Genomic DNA, 7,673 nt, shown 5'->3' with positions numbered 1-7,673 from the left:
CGGAATCAAAATCGTAAACCCATGTGGAAGTGAAGCATGGGGATGGGGTATGAACGTACACGGTGTAAATGATAAAGCACCATACTTTGACGTAACTTCCAAAGAAGTTATCATTGCTTTAGCAGAAGCTAACGAAATGTTAAACTTACCTCACTCTATTCACATTCACCCTAACGATTTAGGACACCCAGGTAACTACACCACAACCCTTGAAACTATGGATGCAGTTAAAGGTGTTAAAAAAGGTTCCAAAGCAGCTGAAATCAGAGACCAAGTTATGCACGTTACTCACTTACAATTCCACTCTTACACTGGTAACAGTTGGAAAGATGCTGGATCTGCTGCACCTGAACTTGCAGACTACATCAACAAACATGACCACATTACATGTGACGTAGGTCAAGTAACTTTAGATGAAACCACTACAATGACTGCAGACGCTCCTATGGAATATGACTTGTTCAAATTATCCGGTCTTAAATGGACCAACAAGGATATTGAATGTGAAACCGCAGCAGGTATTATTCCATGTATTTACTCTGGTAAAAACCCAGTTAACACATTACAATGGGCTATTGGTTTAGAATTGTTCTTAGGAATTAAAAACCCATGGCAAGTATGTTTAACTACTGACCACCCTAACGCAGGTCCATACACCAGATATCCTAGAATCATCTCCTGGTTGATGAGTAACCAAAGAAGAATGGAAATGATCGAAAACAGAGAAGTACACAAATGGGCAGAAAAAAGAACTACCCTTGCTACTCTCGACAGAGAATACGATTTCTACGATATTGCAACTATTTCCAGAGCTGCTCCTGCTAAAATCTACGGATTCACCGACAGAGGTGCACTTACTCCTGGATACAGAGCAGACATTGCTGTATATGACATAAATCCTAATGATATTGACCCATCCAGAGAAGCTGCTGCAATTGAAGAAGGTTTCAATGTTGCTGAATACACTATTAAAGATGGTCAAATCTTAGTTAAAGATAAAGAAATCGTTAAAGTTAAAGAAAGTCAAAACATTTGGGTTAACGTAAAAGGATGGGAACAAAACGAACAAAAAGTTATCAACAACATCATGCCATTCTTTACTCAATACTACTCAGTTAAATGGGAAAACTACCCAGTACACGACCACTATGTATCTAACCCAATTAGAGTAGACGTTGATGGTAAATAGGGGTGTTTAATTTGAAAACAATTACATTTGATCAAATCAAAACTTCATCAATCGCTTTAGAATTTGATGAATTAATTCCTGATGAAATTTATACCTGGACTGAAGCAGATTTCGCTAAATACCAAGTTCCTATTGGAAACTCAAGGTTCCCAATCACTGACTTCTTCGACATTACTGTAGAAGGAGAAGCTAACAGTCCTGCTGAAGTTGAAATGATTCTCAACGGAGACTTAAACAGGGTAAAATACATCGGTTGTAAAATGAGTGCTGGAAACATCGTTTGTAACAGTAGTGTAGATTTACACGTAGGTGCAGAAATGTCCGGTGGATCTATTTTAGTTAAAGGTGACGCAGCTGCTCACGCTGGAAGAGAAATGTCTGGAGGATACCTTGAAATTGAAGGAAATACCAAAGAATTTACCGGTGCTTCATACATCGGTGAATGGAGAGGTATGACCGGAGGACAAATTGTTGTTGGCGGTAACGCTGGTAAACAATGTGGTGAATGTTTAACTGGTGGAAGAATTCACGTTAAAGGTAACTGTGATATCTTAGCTGGTATTCACATGACCAAAGGTCTCATTGAAATTGACGGTGACGTAAACCGTTGGCCTGGTGGTCAAATGAAAAACGGTAACATTGTTATCCACGGATTCCTCGGTAGATTACTCGAAGGATTTGTTCTCAATGGTATCGTAGTAGATCCTGAAGTTGAAGGAACTACATTTGAAGGAAAATATATTCACTACACTGGAGATATTGGTCTTAACGGTAAAGGTAACCTTTACTTAGGCGCTGAAGCTAACAAAGAAAAATTAGCTTCCTACGGCGAATTAGACGACGAATATACTTCAATCAGAGAATACAGGAATTTATAATTCCTTTTTCTTTTTTTCTTTTTTTTGAAGGCGATATAATGGAAGAAGAAGTTGAAATGACTTTTGATGAAGCATTGGAATATGTTAAAACTCAAGTTGAAGTTGGGGACCTTTTAGAAATCTCTTATAACCGTATTTTTGCTCCGGGAGAGGTTTTAGGATTCACTGAAGAAGATGAAGTAACAGGTGAAGGTTTTAGAGTTGGACTTCAATTAACTGGTAAAATTTTAAATCAATGTGTTGAAGTTGATTTTAAAGAAATTGCTGATGATTTAATTGAATTGCGTCATATTACTGACGATAAAGAACTTATTATTGAAATTTTATAATTTCACTCTTTTTTAATATTTATTCTTATTTGGATTTTTACCAAAAATTTTTTTTGTTCGTTAATATACAAACATTTATATAGGTTGAGGGATAACTATCTTTTACAGTGGTGATTATCATGAAAGATTTAGAACTAACTACCGAAGAAGCTGTAAATTATTTAAAAGAGCATGTAAAAATTCATGATAGGATAGAAATTTCATATAACAGAATCTTTGCTGAAGGTGAAGTTTTAAATATGGATTTCTCTAAATATTTTGACAAACCGGGATTCAAAATGCTGGTGCTGCTCGATGAAAGTGATTTGGGGGCAACAGTTGAAATAGATGTGTATGAAGTTCAAGAAGACATAATAGAATTTATCCATTATCCTAAAAACGGAGAAGAAGTTGTAGTTAGTGTATTGTAACTACAATCTATCCATTTCTTCAAATGGAATTAATTTTTCCGCAGATTTAACTTCAATAGGTATTCCTTTTTCTTTTATTGCACCGATAGTATTAAGCCCACCACCGGCTACAACACCAAAGTTATAATTGTCTGCTTTTGCATTATATGTTACTTCCCTTGGTTTTCCAATTTTATATATTGAAAATCCTGTATTTTTCAGGATATCTAAAAGATGAACTGCATATTCACGGGCAACATACGGAATTTCCTTAAAGCTGGCTAATATCTTTTTAGTTCCGTAATTTGCTGATATGGAAGTCATATTCTTTGATATGAATATCTTGTGGGGATCTATTGTTGTTCCATTATATGATATCAAATCAATGAATAGCGGTGGTTCTGTAAGTTCGAGTAATCCGCTGTATATTGGATTGCACATTATTCCATTGTTTATTAAAAGTCCGTCAATGCTTAAACTACAGATTGTAGCTATTCCTAATTTATTTTCATCTGTTGGATGGTCTATAAATTTATAGTATGGGTTGATGTATTTTGGATTTGAATTATAGGTATCTTCCATAATTTTCAGTGCATCATCCACGTTTTCTCTGTTGATGTAGGATACGTTTGATATTATGTCACCTTTTCTTTTTTCAACATCAAAATTAACCTGTTGAATCAGATTCCATGATTTTGAAAGTACAAACGGTATTTTAGGCTGCTTTACAGTTCCTGCAGGTTTTAATGCAGGTTTTATTTCTGATGTAATTGGTGATAATGTTTTGAAATCTCTGATTTCCTCTGCTATTCTTATGTCAATTTCATCTCCCAGCTCTTTGATTGCACAAAATGGTGTTATTCCACCGACAATAGCTATTCCAACCATTCCTTCAGGTACAGGTATTCCTAAAATATCCTCTCCTTCCTGGGATATGTCAATTATTCCACCGATACCTATTTTGTCCAGCTTGTTGATTATGTCTACTGCTTTGGCTCTTCCAATTCCAGGTATCAGTCTGAAGTTTGCAGGTATGATTCCTGTCCCTTTTGTTACTACGTCCAAAATTGATGTCAGGTTGGCATTAGTAAATGCGTCAAGCGGGGTAATGGATGTCTTTTTATAGGATATCAATTCTGTAAATGTTGTAGGATGATGATTTTCTATTTTTAGGAGTCCTCCATATTGCAATTGTGAAGGAATTCCTTCATTTAAAAGTATTCCATCGATTGTTGTTCCGCATATTGTGGTCACTTCGATTTCATCCTTGTTTCTAACTCTATTTAAATTAACGTAAGGGCTAACAGAAAGACCACTTTCAAAAATTTCTTTAAGTATATTAATCGATTCTTCGTTATAAATTGTTGATGTATTCACGACAACATTTCCGGTTTGTGTCATATAGTTGAAGTCAGTTAAATAAATCATTTCTTCAAATTTTGAATGGATGAAATCAACTTGGTCATAGATCAAACCTTTTTCTAATTTCTCACGACCCAAGTCTGTAATCTGTCTTCCGGAATATCCCATTCTCTCGGTATATCCCTTTTCATCTAATATTTGCATGTGATATCTGACTGCACGTTCACCAAGGTTATAGCCTTTGTTTTTCAGCTCATCAGCTATCAGTTTAGAACCTGTTGGTTTGTCCTGCGCATTTAATATCCTTAAAATTTCTATCATTCTGTGTTCGGATTCTGACATAAAATAGCCCCTATTTTAAATTTAATCATAGGTCTTATCATTAAATTCAAAATAAAAAAATAAAATATTTAGATTTAGATATCTAAATATTTCCTTTGTTCGTATCCAAATACTTGAACACGGTATTCGTCCCATTCTTGATATTTGAGCTCTAAGAATTTTTCACTGATGTGGTCTCCTAAAGCGCCTAATATGAGTGGGTCTTCTTCAAGGGAATGGTAAGCTTCCCATAAACTGGATGGTAAAACTTTAATTCCTTTTGCTTCTCTTTCTTCTTCGGTCATGGTGTAAATATTTTCTTCTATCGGTTCACCAGGATCGATTTTATTTTGAATACCATCGATACCTGCTTCTAACATTACAGCAAATGCAAGGTATGGGTTACATGCAGGGTCCGGTGATCTGTATTCGATACGGGTTGCTTTTCCACGTGCAGCCGGAACTCTGATTAATGCGGATCTGTTTTTAAGACCGTATGCTCTGTATACTGGAGCTTCATAACCTGGTACTAAACGTTTATATGAGTTTACAATAGGGTTGGTAATTGCAGTTATTGCAGGAGCATGTTTTAATAATCCTCCCATAAAGTGAAGAGCATCTTTTGAAAGGCCTGTTTCAGAGTCAGGGTCTGAAAATAGGTTTTTATCGCCTTTAAATACAGATTGGTGACAGTGCATACCACTACCGTTCACTCCGAAGAATGGTTTAGGCATGAATGTTACTCTGTAATCAAGTTGGTCAAAGGTTGCCATGTTATCTACAATAGCTTTAATAGCTTGTTTGAATGTAATTACAGCATCTGCAGTTTTTAATGCATCTTTAAATTTAAATGCAATTTCGTTTTGACCAGGAGCTACTTCGTGGTGAGAAGCTTCTACTTCGAAATCTAATTCTTCTAAGTTTAAGGTTAATTCTCTTCTGAAGTCAGGTCCTTTGTCTAATGGTTCCACATCAAAGTAACCTGCTTCGTCGTATGGCATTGGGTATCCGTTTTCGTCAATGTCTACAATAAAGAATTCAGGTTCAGGGCCGATGTTGTATTGCAGTCCCATTTTTCCGATTTTTGCTAAGGATTTTTTAAGTACGCTTCTTGGGTCACCTACAAATGGTTCATGTTCCGGAGTCCATACGTCACAAATGAATCTACATACTGCAGACTCTTCAGGTCTCCATGATAATCTTGAGTAGGTGTTTATGTCTGGTTTTAAGACAAGGTCACTTTCATTGATTCCAACAAATCCTGCAATAGAGGATCCGTCAAATAACATTCCTTCATTAAATAAATCTTCCATATCTTCTTTATTGAATGGAATAACAATATTTTTTACAGTACCATTAATATCAACAAATTGTAAACGGATAAATTTAATATTATCTTCTACCATTTGTTCGATTATTCTTTCCATTTTTTCTTCGTTAATATCACTCATCGAATCAAGCTCCAATATTTGATAATATTGAAATAAAAAGTAGTCGGAAAATATCTTCCTACCTTGGAAATATATTTCCACCTCATGATATATAAAGGTTTTGAAAAATAGTAATTAATAGGTATTATGTAATTTTTCATATATTAATGTATAAGATTTATTTTTTTTAGTGGATATTTCCACATTGTTTTTAAAAATCAATAGTATTTTGTTTAAATATGAATAAAAAATAGGTTAAAAGTTGACTTATTGTTTAGGTTGCACTATGGAAAATGGTGCTAATTATTAAAATCAATTTTTAACCGGGACCAATTTTCGCAATGTTAAATGTGACTGTTATCCTCAGAAATGGTCAAAATCACTGCCGAAGTATTCATAAACTTTCTGAAGCTCTTCAGGAATGTTCAGCATTTGGCTGCAAAACGGTATGCATTCCTTGCAGTCAATACAACTGTCCGCTCTGGAATCATCATCAATCAATGTGAAATATTGCATTGCACTGGCCTTAGGGTCGTTCAACATGTTTGCAATATTATATTCTGTTAAACAGTTAATGATGTCCACCCCTTCCGGACATGGCATGCAGTAGCCGCATCTGGTACAGCGGTTGCCTACAAAGCTGCGGTATTCTCTTGCAACTTCCCTGATGATTTCAGCATCATAATCGCTGATCTTATCGATTTTCGAAGCTATTTCGATATTTTCTTTCACCTGCTCCAAACTGGTCATGCCGCTTAAAACACAGTCAACATCATCCCTGTTCCAGAGGTATTGCAGAGCCCATTCGACAGGTGTTCTTTTAACTTCAGCCATGTTCCAAAGATCCTGAACAGATGGAGGGATATTGTTTACCAGTCTGCCTCCGCGCAGAGGTTCCATAATCATGCTTCCGATATTCACCCCTTTCAGATATTCCAGGCCCATGATTCCTGACTGGTAGTATTCATCAAAATAATTCATCTGGGTTAAAACAACTTCCCATTTAGGATATTCGTCAATGATTTCGATTAGGTAGTCCACTTCAATATGTGAAGAGAATCCGACATGCTTTACAACGCCGCTGCTTAAGCATTCATCCAAAAAATCAAGGACATCAAAATTTTTAACCTTTTCCCAATCCGGAACGTTTAGTGAATGAAGTAAGTAAATGTCTATATAATCTGTTTGGAGCTTTTCGAGTTGTTCATCAAGATACATCTGAAAGTCACTTTTGCTTTCAATTGCCCATGACGGGGATTTTGTTGAGATATATACTTCATCCCTATAGCCGTTTTCAGCTAAAAATTCACCAACAAATCGTTCACTATTGCCGCTTCCCTCTAATGTTTTGCTGTGGTAAGGGTATGCGGTATCTATGAGATTAATTCCATTTTCGATTCCATATTCAAGCATTTTAGACGCTTCTTCAGTATTGATGTTGTCATTGGAATCAAATGTTGGAAGTCTCATAGTTCCAAAACCAAGTCTTGAAACTTCTAGTCCTGTTTTTCCAAGTGTATTATATAACATTTTCAAATCCTCAATTAGCTTAACATAGAATATTTTAATTGTTAAAACTATAAAATTGTTATGATTTGAAAAAGATATTTTAAAAAAAGTAGTTAAGATGGGAATTCCTGGGATATATGATGCCGGGGGCGGGATTCGAACCCGCGATCTCACGGTATCCCAGGAATAAGTCAGAGCACTGCTTTATTACCCTATGAGCCGTGCGCTCTAACCAGCTGAGCCACCCCGGCATCTAACAAATATAT

The 7,673-nt window shown here is 35.8% G+C and carries 7 protein-coding genes and 1 tRNA gene; 4 read left to right on the top strand and 4 right to left on the bottom strand.

Annotated features, from left to right (window positions below; all coding sequences use genetic code 11):
* The 4 genes from ACJMLH_RS05940 to ACJMLH_RS05925 all read left to right on the top strand — a co-directional run.
* Window positions 1-1,189, top strand: a 1,189-nt coding sequence (locus ACJMLH_RS05940; protein ID WP_405275701.1) for a formylmethanofuran dehydrogenase subunit A, incomplete at its 5' end; no start/stop codon positions are given.
* A gap of 2 nt (window positions 1,190-1,191) precedes the next feature.
* On the top strand, window positions 1,192-2,067 hold the full coding sequence (locus ACJMLH_RS05935; protein ID WP_405275699.1) for a formylmethanofuran dehydrogenase subunit C: 876 nt from the start codon (window positions 1,192-1,194) through the stop codon (window positions 2,065-2,067).
* 38 nt (window positions 2,068-2,105) lie between these two features.
* On the top strand, window positions 2,106-2,396 hold the full coding sequence (locus ACJMLH_RS05930; RefSeq protein ID WP_405275697.1) for a DUF2097 domain-containing protein: 291 nt from the start codon (window positions 2,106-2,108) through the stop codon (window positions 2,394-2,396).
* A gap of 119 nt (window positions 2,397-2,515) precedes the next feature.
* Window positions 2,516-2,806, top strand: a complete 291-nt coding sequence (locus ACJMLH_RS05925) for a DUF2097 domain-containing protein (protein WP_405275695.1) — start codon at window positions 2,516-2,518, stop codon at window positions 2,804-2,806.
* Here the strand turns inward: ACJMLH_RS05925 and ACJMLH_RS05920 are convergent, their stop codons facing one another.
* The 4 genes from ACJMLH_RS05920 to ACJMLH_RS05905 all read right to left on the bottom strand — a co-directional run bounded on the left by ACJMLH_RS05920 (window position 2,807) and on the right by ACJMLH_RS05905 (window position 7,658).
* The gene (locus tag ACJMLH_RS05920; RefSeq protein ID WP_405275693.1) at window positions 2,807-4,489 is read right to left on the bottom strand and encodes an NrpR regulatory domain-containing protein; all 1,683 of its coding nucleotides are present in this window, start codon (window positions 4,487-4,489) and stop codon (window positions 2,807-2,809) included. It lies immediately after the preceding gene.
* 74 nt (window positions 4,490-4,563) lie between these two features.
* Window positions 4,564-5,919, bottom strand: a complete 1,356-nt coding sequence (gene glnA / locus ACJMLH_RS05915) for a type I glutamate--ammonia ligase (protein ID WP_405275691.1) — start codon at window positions 5,917-5,919, stop codon at window positions 4,564-4,566.
* A 342-nt stretch (window positions 5,920-6,261) separates the two neighbouring features.
* Window positions 6,262-7,428 (bottom strand): aldo/keto reductase, encoded by a 1,167-nt coding sequence (locus tag ACJMLH_RS05910; protein WP_405275689.1) that lies wholly within the window; start codon window positions 7,426-7,428, stop codon window positions 6,262-6,264.
* A 120-nt stretch (window positions 7,429-7,548) separates the two neighbouring features.
* Window positions 7,549-7,658: transfer RNA gene (locus ACJMLH_RS05905), tRNA-Met, on the bottom strand.
* Window positions 7,659-7,673: the final 15 nt, after the last annotated feature.

The sequence above is a fragment of the Methanobrevibacter sp. genome (assembly GCF_045116495.1).
In the GTDB taxonomy this organism is placed as follows: domain Archaea; phylum Methanobacteriota; class Methanobacteria; order Methanobacteriales; family Methanobacteriaceae; genus Methanocatella.
Note: the sequence above shows the minus strand (reverse complement) of the source record. Positions and strands in the feature narration are given on the sequence as shown.

Coding starts and splice junctions, on each gene's coding strand:
- ACJMLH_RS05930 (WP_405275697.1), top strand. CDS start 2,106: ATGGAAGAAGAAGTTGAAATGACTTTTGATGAAGCATTGGAATATGTT.
- ACJMLH_RS05925 (WP_405275695.1), top strand. CDS start 2,516: ATGAAAGATTTAGAACTAACTACCGAAGAAGCTGTAAATTATTTAAAA.
- ACJMLH_RS05920 (WP_405275693.1), bottom strand. CDS start 4,489: ATGTCAGAATCCGAACACAGAATGATAGAAATTTTAAGGATATTAAAT.
- glnA (WP_405275691.1), bottom strand. CDS start 5,919: ATGAGTGATATTAACGAAGAAAAAATGGAAAGAATAATCGAACAAATG.
- ACJMLH_RS05910 (WP_405275689.1), bottom strand. CDS start 7,428: ATGTTATATAATACACTTGGAAAAACAGGACTAGAAGTTTCAAGACTT.